The sequence below is a fragment of the Mesorhizobium sp. M0140 genome (assembly GCF_040322475.1).
Taxonomy (GTDB): Bacteria; Pseudomonadota; Alphaproteobacteria; order Rhizobiales; family Rhizobiaceae; genus Mesorhizobium.
Window position 1 is genome coordinate 16327 of the sequence record NZ_JAMYTM010000038.1, and the last position, 25350, is coordinate 41676.

General features: G+C 63.2%; 17 protein-coding genes. 5 read left to right on the forward strand and 12 right to left on the reverse strand.

What is annotated here, in order from left to right:
* Positions 1-170 precede the first annotated feature (170 nt).
* From NKJ37_RS27685 to NKJ37_RS27695, 3 genes are all read right to left on the reverse strand, one after another.
* Positions 171-686 (reverse strand): helix-turn-helix transcriptional regulator, encoded by a 516-nt coding sequence (locus NKJ37_RS27685; RefSeq protein ID WP_352441928.1) that lies wholly within the window; start codon positions 684-686, stop codon positions 171-173.
* 190 nt (positions 687-876) lie between these two features.
* Positions 877-1149, reverse strand: a complete 273-nt coding sequence (locus NKJ37_RS27690; RefSeq protein ID WP_023809960.1) for an AraC family transcriptional regulator — start codon at positions 1147-1149, stop codon at positions 877-879.
* A 653-nt stretch (positions 1150-1802) separates the two neighbouring features.
* Positions 1803-2006 (reverse strand): hypothetical protein, encoded by a 204-nt coding sequence (locus NKJ37_RS27695; protein ID WP_352775862.1) that lies wholly within the window; start codon positions 2004-2006, stop codon positions 1803-1805.
* A 305-nt stretch (positions 2007-2311) separates the two neighbouring features.
* On the opposite strand from NKJ37_RS27695, the gene NKJ37_RS27700 reads away from it, so the two are divergent.
* The 3 genes from NKJ37_RS27700 to NKJ37_RS27710 all read left to right on the forward strand — a co-directional run bounded on the left by NKJ37_RS27700 (position 2312) and on the right by NKJ37_RS27710 (position 5132).
* The gene (locus NKJ37_RS27700) at positions 2312-3775 is read left to right on the forward strand and encodes a phospholipase D-like domain-containing protein (RefSeq protein ID WP_352441926.1); all 1464 of its coding nucleotides are present in this window, start codon (positions 2312-2314) and stop codon (positions 3773-3775) included.
* Positions 3776-3885: 110 nt separating this feature from the next.
* Positions 3886-4734, forward strand: a complete 849-nt coding sequence (locus NKJ37_RS27705) for an endonuclease/exonuclease/phosphatase family protein (RefSeq protein ID WP_352722599.1) — start codon at positions 3886-3888, stop codon at positions 4732-4734.
* Between the two features lie 62 nt (positions 4735-4796).
* Positions 4797-5132 (forward strand): hypothetical protein, encoded by a 336-nt coding sequence (locus NKJ37_RS27710; RefSeq protein WP_352775865.1) that lies wholly within the window; start codon positions 4797-4799, stop codon positions 5130-5132.
* 288 nt (positions 5133-5420) lie between these two features.
* Here the strand turns inward: NKJ37_RS27710 and NKJ37_RS27715 are convergent, their stop codons facing one another.
* A complete protein-coding gene (locus tag NKJ37_RS27715) occupies positions 5421-12101 on the reverse strand; it encodes an MBG domain-containing protein (protein WP_352775867.1) in 6681 nt (2226 codons plus the stop codon).
* 10 nt (positions 12102-12111) lie between these two features.
* On the reverse strand, positions 12112-13902 hold the full coding sequence (locus NKJ37_RS27720; RefSeq protein WP_352554052.1) for a ShlB/FhaC/HecB family hemolysin secretion/activation protein: 1791 nt from the start codon (positions 13900-13902) through the stop codon (positions 12112-12114).
* Positions 13903-14270: 368 nt separating this feature from the next.
* On the opposite strand from NKJ37_RS27720, the gene NKJ37_RS27725 reads away from it, so the two are divergent.
* Both NKJ37_RS27725 and NKJ37_RS27730 read left to right on the forward strand, forming a co-directional pair.
* Positions 14271-15134, forward strand: a complete 864-nt coding sequence (locus NKJ37_RS27725; protein ID WP_164893012.1) for a hypothetical protein — start codon at positions 14271-14273, stop codon at positions 15132-15134.
* Positions 15135-15285: 151 nt separating this feature from the next.
* Positions 15286-16152 carry a hypothetical protein gene (locus NKJ37_RS27730; RefSeq protein WP_352775870.1) on the forward strand — a complete coding sequence of 289 codons (867 nt, stop codon included), beginning with the start codon at positions 15286-15288 and terminating at the stop codon, positions 16150-16152.
* 44 nt (positions 16153-16196) lie between these two features.
* Here the strand turns inward: NKJ37_RS27730 and amaB are convergent, their stop codons facing one another.
* The 7 genes from amaB to NKJ37_RS27765 form a co-directional block, all read right to left on the reverse strand.
* On the reverse strand, positions 16197-17711 hold the full coding sequence (gene amaB, locus NKJ37_RS27735; protein ID WP_502895292.1) for an L-piperidine-6-carboxylate dehydrogenase: 1515 nt from the start codon (positions 17709-17711) through the stop codon (positions 16197-16199).
* Between the two features lie 230 nt (positions 17712-17941).
* Positions 17942-19216: an RNA polymerase sigma factor gene (locus NKJ37_RS27740; protein WP_352775873.1), complete on the reverse strand. Its 1275-nt coding sequence runs from the start codon at positions 19214-19216 to the stop codon at positions 17942-17944.
* Positions 19213-19587: a YciI family protein gene (locus NKJ37_RS27745; RefSeq protein WP_127270092.1), complete on the reverse strand. Its 375-nt coding sequence runs from the start codon at positions 19585-19587 to the stop codon at positions 19213-19215. The genes NKJ37_RS27740 and NKJ37_RS27745 overlap by 4 nt, the downstream gene beginning before the upstream one ends.
* A gap of 108 nt (positions 19588-19695) precedes the next feature.
* Positions 19696-20802 carry a DNA topoisomerase IB gene (locus NKJ37_RS27750; RefSeq protein WP_127326695.1) on the reverse strand — a complete coding sequence of 369 codons (1107 nt, stop codon included), beginning with the start codon at positions 20800-20802 and terminating at the stop codon, positions 19696-19698.
* Between the two features lie 99 nt (positions 20803-20901).
* Positions 20902-21840, reverse strand: a complete 939-nt coding sequence (locus tag NKJ37_RS27755) for a glycosyltransferase family 2 protein (protein ID WP_127326694.1) — start codon at positions 21838-21840, stop codon at positions 20902-20904.
* Positions 21841-21982: 142 nt separating this feature from the next.
* Positions 21983-22867 (reverse strand): transglutaminase family protein, encoded by an 885-nt coding sequence (locus NKJ37_RS27760; protein ID WP_127270501.1) that lies wholly within the window; start codon positions 22865-22867, stop codon positions 21983-21985.
* Positions 22868-22933: 66 nt separating this feature from the next.
* Positions 22934-25345 carry a circularly permuted type 2 ATP-grasp protein gene (locus NKJ37_RS27765; protein WP_352775878.1) on the reverse strand — a complete coding sequence of 804 codons (2412 nt, stop codon included), beginning with the start codon at positions 25343-25345 and terminating at the stop codon, positions 22934-22936.
* Positions 25346-25350: the final 5 nt, after the last annotated feature.

A 25350-nucleotide genomic window follows, 5' to 3' on the forward strand; every position in this document is an offset into this window, starting at 1 on the left:
AATGTCTGACAATTCCGCTCCACCGCAGGAAGACATGATTCCTGCCCGCGGTATTTCACGAAATTGCTGCCTTGTGAGAAAAGAGCGCAGCAAACCTACAGAGGTTAACGGCTTGTTACCTTAGCCAATGCTTTAAAACCAAGAAACAAAGCAATGAAATAAGCGTCGCCTCACCTAACCTTGGCGTTAAGCTTTCCCACCCGTGCCTGCAACGGGGTCCGCTGCCGGTATTTCTTCATCACGGTGGTAAAATGGCTCTGACTTGAAAACCCGCTCGAGTGGGCGATGTCGGTGATCGTCATGCGGCTGTCTGCAAGCAGTCTTTCAGCGAAATCCAGCCGCAGGTCGAGGACGTACTGGTGCGGCGGCATTCCGAACGTCCTCGAGAAAGCCCGCACAAAATGATAGGGGGAAAGCCCGCAAACCGCGGCCATATCAGCCAGCGCCAGCTTGCGCGTAAAGTTCTCGTCCAGGAATTGCTGCACGCGGCGCGCGGCGCGGACGGAAAGCCCGCCTTTCGCGTTGAGCGTCGGCTGTCGCGAGTTGGTTCCGGAAACCGGTCCGGGGAAACCATCATCGCCCGGCATTTTTCGGCCTCCCGATACGTCCCAGATGAGGTTCAACCCAAGGCTTCCTTCCATGTTCCCCTGAAAAACAATTCGTGATTGATCGAAGCTGACCGGCATCGCCACTCATCGGATCGTTCCGGCCGGACGGCGAACAATGCGCGGACTGCATGACATTCCAGAGGACTCCTGCGGAGCTTGGGGCAGATTTGCAGCGGGATGTATTTTGAGAAACTCAGCAAGCCTTGTAGAAAATTCCGGTCTTGCGTCGCGGGTGAGCAGGCGTTGCCATTTTGCCATGGCCGGGCCCTCAGTTCTTGAGGGAAGCATGCGCGGCCCCGGTCGGCGTTCTCGCAGGCAGATGGCTCCGATCCGAAGAACCGGCGAGACAGGCGACTTCGGCAATCGGCAACTCACCGCAATGCGGCGGCACGCCGAACGTTGCTATGATATGGTTGGATGAAACCCCTGCGAAGGATGCCAATTCGGCGATGACTTTTCGCACGACGTTTTCGTCGAGATATTCCCGCACGCGTGGCGCGCCGTATTCCGTGATCCTGTCGCTGCCGAGCGAGGCTCTCATTCCGCGTGCGGGCCTCAGCACAATTCCGGTGGAATGCTTCTTGGCCAGGAATTTCTGCGGGACGGGATCGCGGACGGAGTATATGACACTCCTCCGCGTGGTGGCCCTCCTGGGACCTGCGCTTTCAGGAATTATGTCCAGGACATATCGAGCTGTCCGTTCTCGATTGACGCCCCAGGAATCGCCGCTGTCCCGAGCATCGTCCGTATTTTTCATGCCTGGCCTCTGCCGCTTTGTCCGCTGCCTGAAATCCCCCTTAGCCCGACCCGGACCCAGCGTAACGCACATGCCGCGGATAGTGAATAACATCCGTACGCAAAGAAAAAATTTTGTTCGGGATAAGAGGAACCAGTCACAAGGGAGGGACTGGAACATTTTTTGACACCTTCGCCGGCGCATTGGCTGACGGAGCATCAACGAAAAACCCGCCTGCGCGGCGGGTCACTGGCGCAAATCAGCACCATGGGCGAATATGTACTATAGCTGAGGTCACCGAGTCAAGAAAAAATTCCTATCGTGAAAAGCTGCGTGCGCAAAAGTTGCCAACTGCCGCGAGGCCTCTGGTTGACCTGAATTCGGAGCCCTGCTTCAGGGGACAGTTTGGCCATTTCGGCGGCCATTCAACAATGTAGAGCTACCGGATTTGCCGCCGGTCATTGCAGATCGTCGCGACGATTCTCATACAAATCCCATGTAAGTTCCACAAAACCCAGAAGAACGTCTTCCTCGCTCCACCCGGCAGCGACGGCTGCCTGAACGATCTCACGGACGAGAGGCAGCAATTGGCGTTGGCATTCTGCCGACGTGTCGGCAGCTACGTCATCGCCAGGAGGTCCATCGAAGTTGAATTTCATCATTCGGCGCCCCCCTCGCCGTCAATCAAAGTGTTTATATCATTAAAATCATTCCTCCTGATATACAATAGAGGTGGTACCAAAGCATAAGAGGCTTCGGAGGGCCCGGGCAGAACAGGACGATGCCAGGCTCTATGCTTCCCCTGGGTCAGGTTTGTCCTTCTGGACAGGATCTATCGGGGTGCTTCAACCCATCGATCTCTGCGGCTGGTCGAACTCTTCAGCCAGGGCCGCATGCCACCATCCGGCGAATGCGCGGCACGAGCGGCTGCATTGCCTTCTGCAACCGCTCGCTGGATAGTCTCGGCATGTTGGAGACCCTGGCGACTCACTGGCCGCAAATTCTGGCGATCATCTCCGTGGTGATGGCGACGGTCGGCATCGTCCATGCCGTCATGACCAAGGAAGATGTCCGCGCCGCCACCGGCTGGGTCGGCGTGATGGTGCTGTCCCCCATCCTTGGCGTGCTGATCTATGCCATCGCCGGCATCAACCGCATCCGCCGCGCCACGATCACCGCCCAGCGCCCGTTTGCCGACGGCGCGGTGTCCGCCAAGCACGAGCGCAACGTCGCTGTCGAAGAGGCCCTGATCGTCGAGCGCTACGGGCAACGGTTCACGGGCTTGCGGACACTGGGCGACAGGGTGGCGCGGCGCACGCTCAATCCTGGAAATGCAATCGATGTGCTGGAGACCGGCGACGAGGCCTATGCCGCCATGTGCGCGGCGATCGATGGCGCCGAGCGCAGCGTCCTGCTCGAGACCTATATTTTCGACAATGACGCCGTCGGCCTGCTCTTCGTCGAGGCGCTGGCCGGCGCCGTCCGGCGCGGCGTCACCGTCCGCGTGCTGATCGATGCCGTCGGCGCCCGCTACTCGGTGCCGAGCATCCTGGGGCATTTGCGCGAGGCCAACATCCCCGCCGATGTCTTCAACGGCAACATCGTCATGGGCCTGCGCCTGCCCTACGCCAATCTGAGGACCCACCGGAAGATCCTGGTGGTCGACGGCATCGCCGCCTTCACCGGGGGCATGAACATCCGAAAAGGCTTCTCAGCCGAATTCGCCGGCTCCAACAGCGCCAGGGACACACATTTCCGGGTGACCGGTCCGATCGTCGCCGACCTCTTTTCGGTCGCCGCCGAGGACTGGCGCTTCGCCACCAACGAGGCGCTGAAGGGCGACGCCTGGCGCATCGCCCCGCTGTCGCCACCGCCAGGCGCACCGATGATGGTGCGGGCAGTCGCGTCCGGCCCGGATGCCAGCAACGAGACCAACCACAAGCTGCTGATCGGTGCATTCTCGGTCGCCCGCAAGTCTATACGCGTGATGTCGCCCTATTTCCTGCCGGATCGGGAACTGATCAGCGCGCTGATCACCGCCGGCAGGCGCGGGGTCGAAATCGACATCGTGGTGCCGGCGGTGAACAATCTTTTCCTCGTCGACCGCGCGATGATGGCGCAGTTCGATCAGGTGCTCAAACACTATTGCCGTGTCTGGCGAACCGAGGGACCGTTCGACCATTCGAAGCTGCTTTCGATCGACGGCGTGTGGGCCTATGTCGGATCTTCCAATCTTGATGCCCGATCGCTGCGGCTGAATTTCGAGATCGACCTGGAGGTGCTCGATGCCGGCTTTGCCAGCGAGATCGAGACGCGGATCGGGTCGGCGATTGCCTCCGCCGTGCCGGTGACGCTGGAAGCCTTGCGAGCCCGGCCGTTTCTTATCAGGCTGTTCGACCGGGTACTATGGCTCGGTTCACCCTATCTCTAAGGCGGAGGTGTGCTTGAGGAACTCGTCTGTCATGGAACATACGCCGAAATTGCCTATTTTCACTTTATCCCGCTTCTGAATTGAAACCAGCGAGGACGAGCAGCACAGAGATGCACAGAATTGGACGCAGCCTCCCGGCAAGCATGCTTCTGTCCCTTCGTGACCGCCGGATGCAGAAGGCTAACGCCGCAGCACTCAAGACGACAGCCACCACCGGCACGCTGGTTGCCTCCTACAATGTCCACAAATGCATCGGCGTCGACAGGAAATTCGACCCGGAGCGGATCATCCGCGTCATCCGCGAAATCGATCCGGATGTCATTGCGCTGCAGGAAGCCGACAATCGCTTCGGCGACCGTGTCGGGCTTCTCGACCTGCCCCGGCTCGAGCGGGAAACCGGCCTGATTCCGGTGCCGATTTCGGCCACCGGCAAGGGCCATGGCTGGCATGGCAACGTCCTGCTGTTCAAGAAGGGCGTCGTTCGCGACGTGCACCAGATCAAGCTTCCGGGACTGGAGCCGCGCGGCGCGGTGGTGGCGGAAATCGACCTCGATGGAAGCCGGACGCTGCGCATCATCGCCGCCCATCTTGGCCTGCTGCGCCGCTCGCGCTCCCAGCAGGCGCGCGTCGTGCTCGACCTGATGAACAGCCCGGACGAAAGACCGACCTTGCTGCTCGGCGACCTCAACGAATGGCGGCTCGGCAACCGCTCCGCTCTCAACACACTGCATGCGACGTTCGGCCCGCAGCCGCCGGCGGTCCCCACCTTCCCGTCGAACCTGCCGCTGCTGGCGCTCGACCGGATCATGGCCAACAGGCACGGCATGATTGCCGCCATCAACGCGCATGACACGCCGCTTTCGCGCGTTGCCTCCGACCACCTGCCGCTGACGGCCTTCGTGCGCCTGGAGCGGGTGGACGATAACGCCTTGATGTCTTCCGCGTCGCAAAGCGTGTAAAATTAGGCGGAACGCCCGGTTCTTCCGCGAGTTAACATGTCTTGAATACGCAGGAGGACGAGATGAAAAAGCTGATTCTGGCTTCCCTGTTGGCATTGGCCGCGACCGCGGCGATCACTGCGCCGACGCAAGCGGCAAGCGTGACCATCCAGTCCGACGACGGCGACCGATATTTGCCGGATGACGATTCCGATAGTGGGATCGTTATTCGCCGTCATCACCGCGATCGCTATTATGACGATCAGTATGATGGCGACCAGAATGTTCAGTATGACAATGGCGAATACCGGTACGGCGAATATCGCCGCCATCACCGGTATCATCGCTGCCATATCGAACTGGTCAAGCATTGGCGCCACCACCACAGGGTGATCGAAGAGGTCCGCGTCTGCGGCTGATCCCGATCGGAGCAACCGGCCGGCGAAAGCCGGCCGGTTCATCGTGCATGATCGGCTGACGAAATAGCGCCGATGTGAGAGGTGATAATTGACCGCGTCAAATCGTGGTCGCCCGCACGCTCACCGGACCGTGGCAAACGCGGCAAGGACGGCCGGGTCCCAGGCGGCCATGGCATTAGGTCATAGGTGATATCGCCGTTCGGATTGGCGGCGTTGGTGATGCCGCCCTGGCGATGGGATAGCTGCCCGACAGTCTCGCCGGCAACGCGGTCAAGGCGTCCCCATTTTCTACCGGACCGAGGCAACGCTGCAGACGGAAGCTGCGTCCGCCACGCCCTGGCAGAAGGCGGGACCGTCAAGGCGCGGGTCTTCGACCAGCGTTTGCGCATCGCCATCCACCGGCTGCCCGGTGAAGAAAACCCGAGCCGGCCCGCCGGCAGCATGGGCATCGGCGTTGTACGCGACCGTGCTGGCCGCATCCGGTGCCGGCACCGTGTTGGGCGGCGAGACCACCAGATCGGCACCGACATAGGCCAGCTCATAGTTGGCCGAGAGGGTCAGGCTCCCCTGTTCGATGGCATAGTTGCCAGCAGGGCTAGCGTGTGTCGCCTCAGTCGAGAGCGCGCCAAGGAAGGTATCCCCGTTGACCAACCCCAGACCGCCGATCGAATAGGTGAGTGGTGGATTGGGCATGCCCTGCGGCCGGCTCTGCGCATCCGCCACTATGGTGATCGCCCGCTTGCCGATGCTGAAGTCGGCATCGGCATAGCTGATCTCGTAGTTCGCATTGGCGCTGTCGGTGAGCGTGCCCTGGCCGATCGCGTAGGCTCCGGCGTTCTCTCCCAAGGCGCGATCGAGAGCGCCGACCAACGCCACACCACTGCCGAGATCGGTGCTGGTGTAGCCATAGGAGGAGGGGTCGGCATCGCCGTAAATCTTGCCCTGGCCCGAATTGGCCGTGACTGTCACGGCACGCCTGCCAATGCTGAAATCGGCGCCGACATAGCTGATGTCGTAGTTCGAGTTGGCCGCGTTGGCGAGTGTGCCCTGCCCGATCTGATAGGCGCCGACATCTTCGCCGGTCGTGCGGTCGAGAGCGCCAACCAGCGCCGCGCCATTGCCGAGATCGGTGAAGGTGTAGCCATAGGACGACGGATCGGCATTGCCGTAGGTCTTGCCCTGACCCGAGCTGGCAGTGACGGTCACGGATCGCTTGCCGATGCTGAAACCGGCACCGACATAGGTGATGTCGTAATTGCCGTTGGCAGCATCGCTGAGGCTGCCGCGGCCAATGGCATAGGTCCCGACATTCTCGCCCTCGGCGCGATCAAGCGTGCCGGCCAGCGCTGCGCCGCTGCCGAGATCGGATACTCCGTAGCCATAAGACAGCGGATCTCCGTCCCCGTAGATCTTGCTCTGGCCCGCATCGGCCGTGACCGTGATCGCGCGCTGCGTCACCGAAAGGTCAGCGCCGATATAGCTGATGGCGTAATTGCCGTTGGCAAGCGTGCCTTGGGTGATGCTGTAGCCGCCGACATCGGATGATGCCGTGGCGGTCGTTGCCAGCGCACCGCTCAGACTGTCGCCATTGGCGAAATCGCCCGAGGTCAGCTGATAGGTCAGCGTTGGATTGTCATCGCCATAGACACGGCTCTTGGCATCGGCCGTCACCGTAATCGCGCGCTGTGCCACTGACAGGTTTCCGCCGACATAGCTGATCGCGTAGTTGCTGTTGGCGAGTGTGCCCTGCGTGATGCCGTAGCTGCCGACACCGGATGCTGTCGTTGCCGAAGTCGCCAGCGCACCGTTCAGGCTGTCGCCATTGACGAAATTGCCTGATGTCAGCTGATAGGTCAGCGCCGGGTTGGCATCGCCATAAATGCGGCTCTTGGCATCGGCCGTCACCGTGATCGCGCGCGGGGTCAACGCGAGATTGCCGCCGACATAGCTGATCGCATAATTGCTGTTGGCGAGTGTGCCTTGCGTGATGCCGTAGCTGCCGACACCGGATGCTGTCGTGGCCGTTGTAGCGAGCGCACCGGCGAGACTGTCGCCATTGACGAAATTGCCCGAGGTCAGCTGATAGGTCAGCGCCGGATTGGCGTCGCCATAGATGCGGCTCTTGGCATCGGCCGTCACCGTGATCGCCCGTTTCGTCACCGACAGATTGGCGCCGGCATAGCTGATCGCATAGTTGCTGTTGGCGAGTGTGCCTTGCGTGATGCCGTAACTGCCGACACCGGATGCTGTCGTGGCCGACGTCGCCAGCGCGCCGCTCAGGCTGTCGCCATTGACGAAATTGCCCGTGGTCAGCTGATAGGTCAGCGTTGGAATGGCATCGCCATAGATGCGGCTCTTGGCATCGGCTGTCACCGTGATGGCGCGCTTCGCCACCGACAGATTGGCGCCGACATAGCTGATCGTATAGTTGCCGTTGGCGAGTGTGCCCTGCGTGATGCCGTAGCTGCCGACACCGGATGCCGTCGTCGCCGTTGTTGCCAGTGCGCCGCTCAGGCTGTCGCCATTGACGAAATTGCCTGATGTCAGCTGATAGGTCAGAGCCGGATTGCTGTCGCCATAGATGCGGCTCTTGGCGTTGGCTGTCACCGTGATGGCGCGCGGCGTCACCGACAAATTGGCGGCGACATAGTTGATCGCATAGTTGTTGTTGTTGAGTGTGCCCTGCGCAATGCCGTAGCTGCCGACACCGGATGCCGTCGTCGCCGATGTCGTCAGAGAACCGCCCAAGCTGTCGCCACTGACGAGGCTGCCTGTTGTGAGTTGATAGGTCAGCGTCGGATTGGAGTTGCCATAGGTACGGCTCTTGGCATCGGCCGTTACCGTGATCGCGCGCTTGGCGATGGTGAAATTGGCGCCGACATAGGTGATGTCGTAGTTCGAATTGCTGGTGTTGGTGATGCTGCCCTGGTTGATGGCATAAGTCCCGGCGCTGTTCCCTGCCGTGCGGCTAAGGCTACCGACCAAGGCCGTGCCAGCGCCGAGATCCGAAACGGTGTATGCATAGGATGATGGATTGGCGTCTCCATAGATCTTTCCCTGGCCCGGCGTCACCGTCACCGTCACCGCGCGCTTGCCGATGGTAAGCAGGCCCGCGCTGTTGTAGGCGAAGCCATAGCCGCTCAACGCCGCGAGATTGCCGGCGCCGACGGTGATTGCATAGGATCCTGCTCCGGCCTGTGTATTGCCCGGCGGATTGACGGACGTGACGCTTGGGCCGCCGCTGAAGGTCGTGGCGGCGGTGTCGCCGAGATAGGCGCCGATCACGCCTGCCTGGTAGCCCGCCACTGAATAGGTCAGTGCCGGCAGGGCGGTATCGCCATAGGTTTTGGTCGCATTGCTGGATTTGAAGGTCAGTGTCGGCTGATAGGCAAAGACATAGCGGTTGCCTGTCGCACTCACCGGACCACCCGCCGACGTGTTCCAGACGGCCGTGTTGCCACTGTCCAGATTGCCGAATGTATTGCCGGTGGGATTTGCCGCATAGATCAGCCAGCGTCCGCTGGTGGCGGCGACGGCGTCACTGCCCCGGTTGTTGACGAACAGGCCAGCGGCCGAGAGCACTGGATCCGTTCCGCTGATTGTCGCATTTGCCGCAATGGTCAAATCGCCCGTCGTCTGAAGCTTCACCGAACCGGTGGTGTTCACCCCGGTCGCCATAACCCCACGGGCGCTGGAAGCACTGGCGATCGTCAGGCTTGCACCATCGCGCAGATCGACGGAACCGGCGCTGCCGGCGACGTTGCCGACCTGGTTGCCGGCGTTGGTCAGGGTGAAGCTACCCGTGCCACCGAGAACCAGCGACGCCGCCGTCAGGCCACTAGTCTGCGTCACCACGCCGTTCGACGACAGCGCCAGCGTGCCGGTGCCGACCGACAGCGCCTGGTTGAGGGCGAAGGTGGCTGCTACGGTTTCAATCTGGCGATTGGCGAAGGACAGGCTGCCGACAGAGGCTGACCCAATCGCCGCGCTATAGGCGCTGCTCAGCGCCGACAGCGAGGCGATCGAGCCATCCGCCTCGTCGAGCCGCCAGTCGCCATAGACGTTGAGGTTCGAGACATTGCTGCCGGACAGGCCGGTCCGGAAGGTCACGCCATTCTTGGCGCCCGAGTCCGCTTCGGCAACGGTGTAAGCGAGCACCGAGTTCGAGACCGCGCCGGCCGGCAGAGCGAGATAATAGTAGCCGTTGACGCCGGTCGAGACTGTGCCGAGGTTCACGCCGCCGGAGACGACGGACACCAGCCCGGGATTCTTTGTGTAATAGGGTTGGCCGGTACCGGAAATCAGCGGCGTGTTGCCGGCATCCTTGTAAGCAATTCCGGAGATCGCCTGAACGCCATTGGGGTAGAAGCTCTTCAGATAGGGATAGAGGCCGCCAGTCCCGCCGCCAAAGGCGGCACTCAGTCCATTGGCGCCGCCATTCTGGAAGCTGGAGGTCGACAGGCCGACGACATTGACATTGGGGCCGGTGGTGCCACCGCCGATCGCAGGCTTGGCGCTGGATGTGGTGTTGTAGGGGCCGGATGTCGACGTGTCGTACGCGCCCGTGATCACGCCATCGTAAAGGTTGTTGCCGATGAACGCGCCGACATTCCATCCGCCGCTGACCGCGCCGGTCGAATAGCTGTCGGTTATCCTGCCGCCCTCGCCGACAAACGAATAGCCATAATTCGATCCGACGAGGCCGCCGACGGCCGCGCCGCCGCTGCCGATATCGACAGCGCCCATGGCATAGACGCGATCGATGGTGCCGAAATTGTTGAAGCCCACCGCGCCGCCCGCGGCATTTGTGTCGCGTGCGTTGATGACCACTGTCGAGAAGCTGTCGGAGAGTGCGCCATCGTTCTCGCCGATCAGACCGCCTGAGGTGGACCCGTATTGCGTGGTGAACAGCTGACCAGTCGAATAACTCTGGGCCACCGTGCCGGCATTGAACCCGGCGATCCCGCCAAGGGTCCTAAACCCCCGGACCGTCACATTGGTGACGCCGACATTCTGGACCAGGCCGCCCGCGCCGATATAGCCGAATAGGCCGACATACTGGGCAGCGGACTGCGTCACCGACAGGCTGTCGACGGTGTGGCCGAGCCCGTCGAACGAGCCGGTGAAGCCGTTGCCGCCGTTCTGGATGTTGCTGTTGCCCTCGGTGCCCAGCGATATGAAGCCGAGACCGCTATTCCAGCTGGACGTGGAGCTGGCATCGATATTCTTGGCCAGCGCGTAGCTGCCGGTGAGCCCGCTGTTGATCGCCTGCAGGCCGTTGACATCATAGATCAGCGTGTAGCTCTGGCCGTTGACCGACAGCGCCTGCGCACCGGGCGTGCCGGTGAAGGTCGCCGATGCGCCCAAGGCATAGGAGATCGTGCCGCCGGTGCCGCCATTGTTGGTGATGAGCGCCAGTCCGCCGACGCCGCCGATCGTGGCGTTCGCATTGAAGACGATCGAATGAGAGGCGCTGAGCGTCAGCGTGTTGGCGTTCCAGGCGATCGGCGCGGCAATGGTGATGTCGCCGGCCTGCGAACCGCCGCTGCCGGTCGAGATGGTGACGTTGGCGGTTGCGAGAAGGTTCTGCAGCGTGGTGACGTTGATGACGCTGTCATTGGTGTTGGCGGACATGCTGCCGCCGGTGTTCCCGGCAGCGTTCGATATAGTGACGTTGTAGGGATCGAGCAGCAGATCACCGGTGTTGCCGAAGCGGGCGCACAGATCGACCTCACCGGTGAAGTCGAGGCGCTGCTTGCCGGACACTTCCGCAAAGCCGCCATTGCCGCCGTCATCACCGCCGCGTGCGGAAATCTTGCCGGCGAACTTTGTTTGCTCGTCCGACCAGACGATGACCGTGCCGCCAGTGCCGTTGCCGGTCGCGTCGGCACTGATTGTCGTCTTCGCATCGATCTCGGTTGTGACCGCGCGTTGCAAGGTGCCCTTGCCCTGCTTGTCACCGCCGATCCTGACGCTGCCGCCGCCATCCTTGCCCGAGGCATCGACCTTGGCGGCTTTGAGCTTCAGTTTGCGGCCGGTGACCGTGACCTTGCCGCCCTTGCCGCCGGCCTTGGCCGAAGCGTCGAGCATGCCGGTGATTTCGACCGAGCCTTCATCGCCGCCGAGCACGATGGCACCGGATTGGCCAGACACCGTGCGTGCCTCGATGACACCGGACATGTTGACGGCTTGGCGTGCGGCATCGCGCACCGCAGCCGCCTTGAGTTCGACCAGCCCGCCATCGGCACTGATACGTCCGGAATTGCTGACCAGCGCATTGCTGCCGTCAGCCTTGGTCGGCACGGAGACCTGCAGGAAGCCGTCGCCGGACAAATCAAGCGCCGCCTTCTCACCCGATCCGAGCCCGACCTTTCCAAGCGGCACGGTGATCGAGCCGGCATTGTCGACGCTGCCACCGATCAATGCGGCATAGCCGCCACGCCCGATGCTGATCGCACCCTGGTTGGAGACGGCAGCGGAAGCTCCATTGCCTTCGAACTCCAGCTTTCCGGCCTCAAAATCCTCGTCGCTGATGCCCAGCGAGGACGCGACGAAGCCGGCGGCACTAACCTTGCCGGTCTTGGAGATGGCAATGCCGTTGGGATTGACCAGGAACACCTGGCCATTGGCATTGAGCTGGCCTGCAATGGTCGATTTGGTACCGCCGGTGACGCGGTTCAGCATCGTTGCCGAGGATGATGGCTGGTCGATAGTGACTGTCGCGCCGGCACCGATCGAAAAACTCTGCCAGTTGACGATCGCCGAACTGGTCGACTGCCTGATGTTCAGTTGCGACGACGATGGGTTAGCGATGGTGACGCCGCCGGATGCTACGCTGCCGCCGGTCGGCAGTTCCTGTGCCCGCGCCGACGTGAAGCCGACAAGCGCCGTCGACGTCAAAAGCAGCGCCATCAACGGCGCGCCGGTGCGGTTCAGGTGCCGCCGTGGGAGGTGGGCTTTGCGCTGCATGGTCATCTCTCTAGAATTGGACGGCGCCGCTGAGCGAAAAGCGATCGCTTGTCGGCAGATGGTTGTCACGATGCTGGCGGCCCCATTCCAGCGTCAGGCTGGCGTTGGTCGCGTCGCCCGCCAGCGCGGTGCCGACCTTCAGGCCAAGCCCGTATGACGCGCCGACGATGTTGGCCGTCTCGAGCGCGGTCGGCATTTCGAGATGGACCTGGCCGACAGCGCCGAACACGTAGGGCGACAACAAAACGATGCCGCCAGTGAACGGCACGTACCAGGGTGAGGACAGCTCGCCGCGCAGCACATAGCCGGCATCGCCCTGCAGCGCGCCCGCGTCGAAGCTCGACAGACCGTTCGCGCCGACCAGCCCGATCTGTTCGGACTGCAGCAGCGGCTTGCCAAACGAGGTCTGCGCGCGGGCGTAGAGATCGAGGCCGAGATGGGTGGCCAGCGGCTGGCTGTAGCTGGCCGAGACCTCCAGCTTCTGGAAATCGGCGTCGGCGCCTTGACGCGACAGTGGCAGCAGCGGCGTCGCATCGGCGGCTGAACGCGCGCCGAGCCCATCGATACCGAAGGACGCAACGACGTTGCCGATGAAGACGCCGCCAAGCGGTGTGAACCAGATGCCGTCGAGACCGAGCCGGGCAATGCGCAGCCGGTCCTCGGCGATCGGCAGCGAAATCGGCGTCACCGCGTCGAGCGTGTCGTTCTGCACGTCGAAGGACAGTTCGGTGCTGATCGTAAGCGCACGGCTGCGGATCCAGGGATATCGAAGCCGCGCCGAATAACGCTCGAAGGCGCTGCCGAAGCCGAGCGTGCCGGGCTCGGCTGTCGGATTGGCCTGCGTGCGGCTGGCTTCCAGGTTGAGCGTCAGCCCGTCATAGCCGATCGGCACGACGATGCCCGCGGCATAGTTGCGATTGCGTGGGCCATCCGTGAACAGGCCACTCTCGCCGCCATCGGGGTAGCCGCCTGCCCTGACATAGACGAGTTCGCCGAGGCCGAGCAATGAGTTGAAATCGACGCCGACGCCCGTAGACCAGCGCTGCAACGACGGCGATAGCGAGTTGTCCCCGGTCGCCTGGCCGCCGATCGGGCGATATTTGCCATCGATGACCAGCACGCTGGCGCCTTTGGCTGTTCCGGCCTGCAAGGTTGAGCGCAGCCGGGCCCCGGGCGTATCGCCAGCCAGCAGCAGCTTGCGTTCGATCGCCGACAGCTTGATGCTCTTTTGTCCAACGAGCGGCGCCAGCGTTGCCTCGACCCGCCCGCGTATGCGCTCGGGCAGATTGCTGGTGTCGATCCGTTCGAGAAAGCCGTCGACGACGACCAGCCGGAGCCCTGCGCCGTCGTTGAGCTTCTGCGCCGGCAGCACCACCCGCGCCAGCGCATAGCCGGCCCGTCCATATTCGGTTTCGAGTTTTCGCGCCGCGGCAAAGATTTCCGCCGCCGTCACCGTGCGGTGCGCAAGGCCGGCAACGATCTTGCGTGTTGCGTCAGCCATGTCGGGCAAGCCGCCTTCGACCCTGACATCCCCGAGCTTGACCCTGAGCTTCCCGGCGCCCGCCGGCGCCTCGAGGCCCTCACCTTCGGGAATGGAAACACCTGCCGTGTTGGCTGCCGGCGGCGGCCGAAAGCTGGGCGGCGTGATCTGGCTGGCTGTCTGCGCAAACGCGCCGGCTTGAAGCCACAGGCACGCCGAGACGGCAAACAGGATCAACCATCCCTTACGGGCTGCCAGCTCACCGAAAACTGGGTGACAGTCGTTATCCCTGCCAACCGCGATCTTGCTTGTATACTTCACTCAATCACTCGTCCTTCGAGGTAGAGTTCGGCAAAACTTCGCCACCGCGCGAGATTTCATCGCTCGTTAATTGGCTTCTGCTTTCGAACTCACTTCCGGGAAGGCGTGCCCCCGCCGCTCGGATGTCGCGGAAACTATGCCGGGCCCTGGTGAAGGTCAATTCAACGGGCGGCCCTCCGGCTGACTATTATTGGGAGGGGTTTTCCAAGCCATAGCAATCGGTTAGCGGATCCCATGAACCGATCGTGGCCGGCCCCATGTTCGGGTTGGGCTTGCTCTTCGCATTTGGTGCCTCTGGACACAGCTATCGAAGGCTGGAAAATGTGGACGCGACTCCGCTGTTGGAGTTAACTCGGAACATGAGGAGGATGGCGCTGAATCTGGAAGACATTGCCGGCCATCCGGCCCTGCATCGCTGTGTCCAGGCACAGTCGTTGGCGCTGATCAACATCTATGAAACGAGCCCGCGACTGGCTTCCATTTTCGCCACGCAGCAGCGTTGGCTGATGGGTCATGTCGGCCTTGCCATGCATTTCAGGCGCGATCCGCACGACCGCCGCAAGGAGCTGACGGTATCGCGTTTCATCGAGTTCGTACACCAGCACGCGGTGGCCAGCCGCAACACGGCGGACGCTTTCATCAAGGAGATGCTGCACTATCATGTCGCCGAGTATGTTTCGGGTGGCGACGGGCGCACGCACCCTTTGCAGCCAACGGCGGCAACCGTGCAGACTTTCACCGGCTGGGTCCTTGCCCATCTGCAGACGCTGGATCATCTCGACGGTGGCAACCGGCTGGCCAGGTTCCTGGAGCGGCCCGACATGGTTGTCAGGCTGCAGCCTCTGGTGGCGGACGGCCTGCTTGCCTCCAAGCCGGTGCGCGAGCCCAACCAGACTTTTTCCCTGTTCATCTGGCTCAACAATGGCGGCATCGTCATGGACTGGCTGATGTCGGGCATCGACCCCGATCATGCCGGCCTGGACCGGATTCCGACCAGCGTGGTTTCGATCGGAGATTTCGCCAGATGGCTCAAGCTGTCGCGGACCCACCTCGCCCGCAAGCTGCGCGCTGCCGAGGAACTCGGCAGCATCGGCTGGCTCGGCCAGCGCGGCCATTCGGTGATGTGGGTATCGAACACTTTCTACCAGGAGTACATGACCGTCCAGGCCGCCAAGCTGGCCATTGTCGATGCGGCCTTCGACGCCTGTTTTCCAGCTCCGGAAGACCGCTGAAGGATCGGCGCGATCGATATCTGCCCGGGCCGTGAACATTGTCTACTGGCGATCATAACCTGTTATAGAGCGGGCGCGTCTGGACACGGGCCTTGAAGGCTGAAAATGTGATCTGCGTCTTCGCGTTGGGGGCTTGACGCACGGGGGGAGAATGGCGCTGACCTTGGACCATATTGCCGGTCACCCGGCATTGCATCGCTGTGTCCGTGCCCAGGCGCAGGCGCTTATCCAGACCTACGAGACGAACCCGAGGCTTGCCTCGATATTTGCCACCCAGCAGCGTTGGCTGATGGCGCATATCGGCCTTGCCCTGCATTTCAGACGGGAGCCCGATGACTACCGCAAGCAGTTGACGGCGGCGCGTTTCATCGACGTCATCCGGGAGAATTCTGTCGCCAGCCGCAACACCGCCGACGCCTTCCTCAAGGAGATGCTGCACTACAATTTCATCAAGCACCTCTCGGCAGCTCAGGATGGCCGCATCCGCCCCATACAGCCTACAGTGAACACGCTGGACACGCTCGCCGGCTGGATGATGGCTCATCTGCACTCACTGGACAGTCTCGACGGCGCGAACCGTCTGGCAACGTTTCTGGAGCGGCCCTATGCGCTCGCCAGGGTGCAACCGCTGGTGGCTGACGGGCTGATCTCCTCCAGTCCCGTGCGCGAGCCCAAGCAGACCTTTTCGCTGTTCACCTGGCTTAACAATGGCGGCGTCGTCATGGACTGGCTGATATCGGGCGTCGATCCCGACCATGCCGGCCTCGCTGCAATACCGACTGGCGTCGTCTCGATCGGCGATTTCGCCAAATGGCTCAAGCTGTCGCGAACCCACCTGGCACGCAAACTGCGGGATGCCGAAGACCTCGGCAGCGTTGGCTGGCTTGGCCAGCGCGGCAATTCGGTGATGTGGGTGTCGGGCGATTTCTACCGGGAGTACATGACCGCCCAGGCCGTCAAGCTGGCTATCATCGATGCCGCGTTCGTCAAGGCCTTTGACTCGCCAGCAGGCAGCTGACCGGTGGGCATCCCCCGTGCGGGATGCCCAAGCCGGCGAGCCCTTCAGTCGATGTCGAACGACACGCCCTGGGCGAGCGGCAGCGCCTTGGAATAGTTCACCGTGTTGGTGGCGCGCCGCATATAGGCCTTCCATGCGTCGGAGCCGCTCTCGCGGCCGCCCCCGGTTTCCTTTTCGCCGCCAAAGGCACCGCCGATCTCGGCGCCCGAGGTGCCGATGTTGACATTGGCAATGCCGCAATCCGATCCGTCGACACCCAGGAAACGCTCGGATTCCTGCAGGTCTCGGGTGAAGATGGACGACGACAGGCCGGCGCCCACCGCATTGTGCTCGTGGAGCACGGCGTCGAAATCCGAATATTTCATCACATAGAGGATCGGCGCGAAGGTCTCTTCCGTCACCGGGGATACCTGGCTTGGCATTTCGACCAGCGCCGGGTGCACGTAGTAGGCATCGGGGTGGCCGTTCTCGACCCGCGTGCCGCCGGTCACCTTGCCGTCATGGGCGGCGGCTTCCTTCAGCGCCTTCTGCATGGCATCGAAGGCCGCCTTGTCGATCAGCGGCCCGACCAGCGAGGAGGTCTCCAGCGGATTGCCGACAGACACACTCTCGTAGGCCTTTTTGAGGCGCGGAACCAAGGCGTCGTAGACGCTGTCATGCACGAACAGGCGCCGCAGCGTCGTGCAGCGCTGGCCGGCCGTGCCCATCGCTCCAAACGCAATCGCGCGCAGCGCCATGTCGAGATCGGCGGTCGGGCAGACGATGCCTGCATTGTTCCCGCCGAGTTCCAGCACCGCGCGCGCAAAGCGCTTGGCCAGCCGCGGACCGACGTCGCGGCCCATGCGGGTCGAGCCGGTCGCCGAAACCAGCGGCACTTTAGGGTGATCGACCAGTATCTCGCCGACGGCGCGATCGCCGATCAGCACCGGCGCCAGGCCATCAGGTGCGTCCGCGCCGAAGCGCTTGACCGCACGTTTGAAGATGGCTTCGCAAGCAAGTGCGGTCAGCGGCGTCTTTTCCGACGGCTTCCACACCACAGCGTCGCCGCAGACCAGCGCCAGGGCGGCATTCCACGACCACACAGCCACCGGGAAATTGAAGGCGGAAATGACGCCGACGACGCCGAGCGGATGCCAGGTTTCCATCATTCGATGGCCTGGGCGCTCGGTGGCGATGGTCAGGCCGTACAATTGCCGGGAGAGGCCTACGGCGAAATCACAGATGTCGATCATCTCCTGCACTTCGCCGAGCCCCTCGGACGGGATCTTGCCGACCTCGATCGAGACCAGCCGGCCAAGCTCGGCCTTGTGCGTACGCAGCTCCTCGCCGAGCAGCCGCACCAGTTCGCCACGCCGCGGGCCTGGCACCATGCGCCAGGCCTGGAAGGCCTTGTGCGCGGCATCGATCACCTTGGCCGCGTCAGCCGGTGAGATCGTCTTCAGCGCCGCGATCTGCTCGCCCGTCACCGGGCTGCGCACGATCAGGTCGCCGCCGACCAGCGTCTCCTTGGCCACACCCAGTTTCGCCAGCAGTTCGGTCGTTTCCTTGCCTATCGTCATTCTTGTCCCTTTCAGATCCAGTCGCTCATAATGCATGTCGCCCAAAAGTGCCCAGCGGTTTTGGGACAACGACATGCACAAAAGGCACGCCGGTCAAAGCCTGGCGCCATGCTGCCCGCGTGCACAAAGGCACCTCAGGCACGATCATCGCGTGGCATTACTCGGTTCAAGGGAAAATCACCACCCCGGCATGGTCTAAGCCCAAACTGCACGATTGAGCCAGATGGCGCTCAGTTTGCCTTCTTGGCCGCTGGGCGTACCGCACCGTCCTTGATCAGCCGGTCGATATGCATGCGGATATGGGCAGCTTCCGCCGCCGTGTTCGCAAGCGCTATGGCGCGGTCGAAGGCGACGCGCGCCTCGTCGCCCCGGTCGAGTTGCATCAAAAGGCCGCCCTTGAGACCGAAAAAATGGAAATAGCCGGAAAGCCGTTCTTCCAGCGGCTCGATCATGGCGAGCGCCTCTGCCGGTCCACGCACCTTCGAGACCGCGACGGCCCGGTTGAGCGTGACCACCGGCGACGGCTGCATCTGCTCGAGCAAGCGATAGAGCAGATCGATCTCGTTCCAGTCGGTGTCCTCGGCCTTTTCGGCCCGCGCATGCAGCGCGGCAATCGCCGCTTGCACCTGGTAGGCGCCGGGCTTGCGATGGCGCAGCGCCTTGTCGACCAGCGCCAGCCCCTCATCGATCATCTTGCGGCTCCACAGGCTGCGATCCTGGTCTTCGAGCAGCACGATCTCGCCGCTCTCGTCGAAACGGGCCGGTGCGCGCGCATGCTGCAGAAGCAACAGCGCCGTCAGCCCCATGATCTCCGGCTCGGTCTGGAACAGCCGCAGCAACAGCCGTGCCAGCCGGATTGCCTCCTCGCACAGCGGTGCGCGGGCCGGCGCCTCGCCGCTGTTGGTCGAATAGCCCTCGTTGAAGACCAAGTAGACCATGGCGGCGACGGCGGCGAGCCGTTCCGACCGCTCGACCGCGCCCGGCGTCTCGAACGGCACGCCGGCGTCCGCAATGCGCGCCTTGGCGCGAGTGATGCGCTGCTCCATGGCACTTTCGCCAACCAGGAAGGCGCGCGCGATCTGCTTGACCGTAAGACCGGAGACGATGCGCAGCGCCACCGCGATCTGCTGCGTTGCCGGCAGATCAGGATGGCAGCAGATGAACAGCAGCCGCAATATGTCGTCGCGGTAGTGCGCCCCGTCCAGCCGCTCTGCGATATCGCTCTCGGCGTCCTCCAGATCCGAAACCTGGTCTTCCTCCGGCATCGGCGCCTGCTTGGCGCGCTTGCGCACCGCATCGATGCCGCTGTTGCGGCCGACGAAGATCAGCCACGCCGCCGGGTCGCGCGGCGGCCCGTTCTGCGGCCAGTTCTTCAGCGCCCTGAGGCACGCGTCCTGGAAAGCTTCCTCCGCCGTATCGAGATCGCGGAAATAACGCAGCAGCGCACCCATCGCCTGCGGGCGGGCGGCGCTGATCGCGGAGCTTATCCAGGCCATTTCGGTCATGCGGAAACCTTGGCGGGATTGAAGATCGAGACCGGCCGGATCTCATAGGAGCCGCCGCTCGGGTTGACTTCGGAAAGCTCGCGGGCGAACTCCACCGCCTCGTCGAGATCGGCGCATTCGAGCGTGTAGAAGCCGAGGAACTGTTCCTTGGTCTCGGCGAACGGCCCGTCGATGACGACCGATTCGCCCTTGACCTTTCTCAGGGTCGTCGCGGCGGTCGTCGGCAGAAGCCGTGCCACCGGGCCGAGCCGACCAGCCTTGGCGTACTTGTCCTGAACGTCGAGGAGATTGGCCATGACCTCATCGTCCTGTGCCTTGCTCCAGGAGCAGACGACATCTTCGGAGGCATAGCAGAGGATTGCGTAGAGCATGGCTGGTCCTTTTCTCTGTCAAAGGACGAAACAGTAAGAGCGATCCCGACACGACGTCGATAAAAAAATCCAGATGTGGACGGATTTGGCCACGGCCAGCCGCGCCGGTCAGCTTTCTCCCAGTTTCAGCCATCGCAGCACGAGAGCTTCCTCGTCATCGAGACCATCGATGGAGCGTTTGCGTTTGTTGGCTTGCGCCATTTCATTCAGCAACCGCCCTTCGGACCACGCTTCGAAGACCCGCGGATGGATATAGCATTTGCGGCAGACGGCACGCGTATTGCCCAGCCGCTCGGCAACCTTGTCGATGACGCTGTTCATCGCCCTGTTTCGCTGCGCCTGGCTTTGCGGCAGTTCCGTTTGGGCAAACAGCGACGCGGCGTGAATGGTGCCGCCCCAGGTGCGGAAATGCTTCGAACTGAAGGCGTCACCGACCGCCTCACGGATATAGCGGTTGACGTCCTCGGAGCGGACCGGCCGCCTGTTGCCGTCCTCATCGAGATACTGGAACAGCTTCTGGCCTGGCAGGTCCTGCGCGCCGCGCACAATCCTGGCGATGCGGCGGTCGACCAGCTTCAGCTTCCACTCCTTGCCCGACTTGCCCTTGAAGGCAAAGCGCAGGCTTGAACCGACAATATCCACATGCCGGTCGCGCAACGTGGTCAGCCCGAAACTCTTGTTGTCGCGGGCGTAGGCGGCATTGCCGACGCGGATCATCGTGTTGTCGAGCAGCCAGACGACCGCGGCGACGACACGCTCGAACGGCAGGCCACGACGGCGCAGATCGCTGTCGATCCTGTGCCGCAGGTCCGGCAGGCTCTCGGCGAAAGCAACCAGGCTCGAATATTTGGCACCATCGCGCTCTTCGGCCCATTGCGGATGATAGCGATATTGCTTGCGTCCGCGCTGGTCCCTGCCGGTTGCCTGGATATGGCCGTCCGCGTCCGGCGAAATCCACACATCCGTCCAGGCCGGCGGAATGACGATCGCCTCGATGCGGGCCCTGGTAGTGGCCGAAACTGTTCCTCCGTCCGGTCCCTTGTAGGAAAACCCCTTGCCCGTCTTCAGCCGCCGGATACCGGGCTCGGCATCGCTGACATAGCTAAGCGACGCATGGTCGGCCGAGCTTTGTGCCCCGTTTTTGGGCGCACCATCTGGCGATACAGCGTCCTCGCCAGCCGGTCGGCCGGGCGACAATCCGGATTTTTGCAACATGTCGGCTCCACGCGAATTCCGTAGATAAGCCACTGGCCGACCGCTGGTTCCACCCGCCGTCCGAAAAGCGCCTCGCGCCGATATCGCGCTGGCCGGCGCCTACAGAGCGCCTTGCAGCTTGATCGGCGGCGCCGACAAACGCCGCCGCGCCGCGAGCTTGAACCTGTAGCGCAGGCAGCGCCAAGCTTCTGAGCGCCGCTTCGGCGCGGCCGCGGCTACCGCCAGGAAGCGCGCCGCGGTGCCCAGATCGCCGCGCGCATAGTGGACCCGGGCGATCTTGAGGGCGACAAGCCCTTCCCTGGCCTTGAGCGCCGACAACGGGATGTTGCAGTCGGTGAGTGTGCGCAGTTCCCGGCGCCAGTCCAGAAAGCGCCGCACCGGGTTGAGGGCAAAGCGGTCATCGGAACGTACCGGCGAAACCTCATACACCATGACAGGTTGCGAGACCATGGCGAGCGATGCCTTGCTCATCAGCCGTGCCCAGAACAGCGTGTCCTCGTCATAGGCCATTCCGATGGGGAACCGCGTCTCGCCGATCAGGGTCCGCGATGCCAGAACGCTGCCCACGGCGACCGAACGTATGTCGCCTTTCACATAGGCCGAGGCATTTGCCAGGCACGCAGCCTGATAGCCGTTCGGCATCTTGATCTGCCGGTCCTGGCCGTTCACCCGTCGCCGGTAGGCACCCACGATCATGTCGGCCTCCGGCTGCTCCCGGGCCTTGCGGAGCAGTGCGCGCAACCCGCCCCGCAGATGCAGGTCGTCGGCATCGATCAGGTAGACCCAGGAATAGACCGCTTCGGCCAGCGCCAAATTGCGGGCACCGCCTGCATCGCGGCATTTGGCCGACAGCACGCGCAGCGGCAACGAGAGTTGTGCCGCGGCCTCCCGCGCGATGGTTGCCGTGCCATCGGTCGACGCATCGTCGACCAGCAATATCTCGCCGATGATCTCGGCCTCGCTGCGTAGCGATGCCAGCGTTGCAGCAATGGTCGCCGCCGCGTTACAGGCAGGAATGACGACGCTGATTGCTCTCAATTACAAACCTCGCGCCATGCGCTTGAGGATACAACTACCGTCACCCCGAAACGAATACAGACTAGCGGCCGCATCGGTATTTGAGAAGCAGTCTTGTCCATCCCGAATTGCGGCGCAAATACCGCTGCGTGTACGACCTGCTTCAGGCTCTTTCGAGCACGACCGGAATGACGTCGACAGCTTGCTCGCCAACCTGCCCCCCCGTGGTCTTGAGCACGCCGACGATCGGCGCCACGTCCGAATAGTCGCGGCCGTGGCCGACGGTGATATGGTCGTTGCTGGCCCGCATGCCGTTGGTCGGATCGAATTCCTGCCAGCCTGCATCGCGCCCGCACCAGACCTTGACCCAGGCATGCATGGCATCGGCGCCTTCCAGCCGGGGCTTGCCCTTCGGCGGGATGGTGCGCAAGAAGCCGCTGACATAGCCGGCCGGAATACCGAGCCCGCGCAGGCCGGCGATCATGATGTGTGAAAAGTCCTGGCAGACGCCGCGCTTCAACTTGAAGGCATCACTGGCCCGGGTCCGCACCGTTGTCGCTTCGCCGTCATAGGTGAAATCGCGATGGATGCGATTGCACAGGCTCACGGCCGTGCCGGCGGCAGAGCCGGCGATGCTGTCGCGTGCGTAAGCGGTGATCGCATCGTCGATGCCGGCATGGGTGCTGGCCGTCAGGAAATGGTGCGGTGCATCAGGTGCCAGAGACCGCATCGCGGCGAGCTCCTGCCTCAGCCGGGCGATATCGGGCGACACGTCGAGCCCGGGCTCGGGCCGAGACACCGACACGCGGGCGCTCATCCTGATGTCGAGCGCGTCATGCGCGTCGCGAAAGGCGATCGAGGTCACGTTGTTGCCGAAGAAATCGGAAAAGTCGGAACGCTCGTTGGGTGCCGGCGCAAAGGACAGGGATGCGGCGATGACACGCTGCACGCCTGATATCGTCGACGGCAGTACGCGCACCTGATGACGACCGCCGCCGGCCGCCGCAGCGTAATCGTAATGCAGATGAAGCCTGATGTCGTAGAGCATGTTCTATTTTTCTGCCTTTGCGCAGGTTCTTGTCGCAAAACCCGTGCGACACTTTTGCGGACCTGCTTAGCCGAGATAGGCTTTGGCGAGGCTGTTGTAGAGGCCGCCGATTTCATAGGCGAGGTCGTCCAGCGCCTTTGCCGTCATATCCGAAGGCTCCTTGATGGCGATCTGGGTGTTGAGCTGCAGGATTTCCTTCGCCGCCGGCGACATTTGCCCCTCCCCGCCGAGCGACGGCAACAGGCCGATTTCGGCCTTCAGCCTTTCAAGTTGGAACAGGATGGAGCGCGGGTTAAGCGGATCGAGCGCCAGCAGGTCGATCACCGTGCGCCGACCGGCCTGCACCGGATATTGGCGGCGATGGGTCATCACGCTGTCGCCGATCTCCAGCATCATATCGAGCGCGCCGTCCGGCGCCTTGGCGCTGGTCAGCCGCGCCAGCGTGCGGGAGATCTGGATACCGCGCTCCAGCCGGCGGCCGATCTCGAGGAAGCGCCAACCGGCGAAGCGGTACATGTTCTCGTGCAGCAGGCCGGAAAAGCCGGCGAGCTTACGCAGGATGACTGTCATCGCCCGGGTCGCGTCGTCGCCGGGCGCGACCGTCGTTGCGAACTGATGGATGGTTTTCGACAGGTCCTTCAGCGCCAGCCAGCCATCGGGCGAGAAGCGGTCGCGGATCTGCCCGGCGCTGTAGACCGCACTATCCAGCGTGCCGATCAGCCCTGACGGGATCGCCGTCTCCACATCGATGCCGAAAGGTTCGAGATAATCCCTGATGTCGGCGAGCAGCGGCATATCCGGGTCGGAGGTTTCGGCCAGCCGCACATGGTAGGCGCGCAGGATACGCACCGTGTCTTCCGAGCGCTCGATATAGCGGCCGAGCCAGGTCAGGTTCTCCGCCGCGCGACTGGGCAGGCTGCCGGGCCTGGTGCGGCTGAAACTGTCGCCTTCTTGCGGCAGCAGCGTCTCGCGCTCCACCGGTTTGTCGCTGACAACCCAGACATCCGCCGCCTGGCCGCCACGCTGCATGGCGATCGCCGTCGGGTCGAGCGACAGGCCGATACGGGCAAAACCGCCCGGCATCACCGTCCAGCCCTCCGGCGTTCGCGCCAGGTAGACGCGCAGGCTGGCTGGCCGCGGCTCCAGCCAGCCGCCGACATAGACGGGCGTCGTCGAAAGCGTCACCGCTTCCTGGCCGACGAAATCGCCGCCATCACGTTCAATGCGCGCCACCAGTTCCGCCCGCTCCCCGGCCGACAGAGCCGAGCCTAGCTTCGTCGAATCGTCGTCCTCGAAGGCAAGCCTCGTCGACAGCGCCGGCCCGATCACCATGCGATCGATGTTGGCCAACACATGCGCGCGTTCGGTTGCTTGCCCGCACCACCATGTCGCGACACTTGGCAGCAGCAATTCCTCGCCCCGCAAGGCCCGTGAAATCTTGGGCAGGAAGGCAAGCAGCGCGCGCGTCTCCATCAGGCCGGAGCCCAGCGCGTTGACGGTAGCAACCGCGCCCTGGCGGATCGCCTCGACCAGGCCCGGCGTGCCGATCTGCGAATCCGCGCGCAGTTCGAGCGGATCGGCGAAGGCGGCGTCGAGCCGCCGCCACAATACGCTGATCGGCATCAGGCCGGAAACCGTGCGCACCATCAGCCGGCTGCCGGAGACGGTCAAATCCTCGCCTTCGAGCAGCATGATGCCGAGGTAGCGGGCGATGTAGGCGTGTTCGTAATAGGTTTCGTTGAGCGGCCCCGGCGTCAGGATGGCGACGCGGCCGTCGGTCTCCTTGGCCATGCCGATCAACGCATCGCGAAAACGGCGGAAAAAGCCGGCAAGGCGGTGCACATGCATCTCGCCATAGATGTCGGACAGCGCACGTGTGGTGGCGACGCGGTTCTCCAGCGCGAAGCCGGCGCCGGACGGCGCCTGCGTGCGATCACCCAGCACCCACCATCGGCCATCAGGCCCGCGGCCGAGTTCGAAGGCGCAGAAATGAAGGAAGTGGCCGCCGGCCGGCCTGGTGCCGACGACAGGCCGCAAATATTCCGGGCTGGCGGCGATCAATCCCGCCGGCAGGATGCCTTTCTCGACCAGCCGGTTCGGCCCGTAGATATCGGCGATGGTTTCCTCGAACAGGTCGGCGCGCTGCACGAGGCCGGCGCTGATCGCCGCCCACTCGCTCTCCTCGATGAGAACCGGGACATGCGCCAGCGGCCATTCGCGCTCATTGGCACCGGCCTTGTCATAGACGCGGTAATAGACGCCGGCATCGCGCAGATACTGGTCGGCGCGGGCAAAGCGCTGGCCGAGCTTTTCAGCGCCAAGTTCCTCGAGCGCCTCGACAAAATGCTTCCAGGCCGGGCGAGGATTGCCTGACGCATCGACCATCTCGTCGACGACGCCGTCGATCGGCTGGTAGTGCTCCAGCAGGCTGTGGGTCTGCGGCTTGCCGCGTCCCCTCTTGTGATTCCCCTTTGCCATCGCTG